Annotated in this window: 1 protein-coding gene; it reads right to left on the bottom strand. The window is 63.3% G+C overall.

The features are described 5' to 3' along the window. Positions 1-245 (bottom strand): amino acid permease (locus J5M58_RS27530; RefSeq protein WP_207880671.1); only part of this gene is annotated, 245 nt, incomplete at both ends.

Below are 245 nucleotides of genomic sequence, written 5' to 3'. Positions count from 1 at the left end.
TCACCGTAGCCTTGCCCACATCCGACCGGCGCTCGGCACGCCCGGAATACACACTGGCGCCTTCGATGCCGATGAACACGAACACGGTGACCAGCATCATGTTGCGCACCTGCTCCAGCACGCTGCCAAGTTCTGGCGTGCCCACCGCCCAGATGTCGGCGGTGAAGATGTCGAGCTTGAAGGCGAACAGGCAGATCAGGGCAAACAGCAGCAGCGGCACCACCTTGGCCACGGTGGTGACCAGG

Source organism: Pseudomonas sp. 32_A (genome assembly GCF_017490905.1).
In the GTDB taxonomy this organism is placed as follows: domain Bacteria; phylum Pseudomonadota; class Gammaproteobacteria; order Pseudomonadales; family Pseudomonadaceae; genus Aquipseudomonas; species Aquipseudomonas inefficax.
The sequence above is the reverse complement of the archived record's forward strand: the minus strand, read 5'-3'. Positions and strand labels throughout refer to the sequence as shown.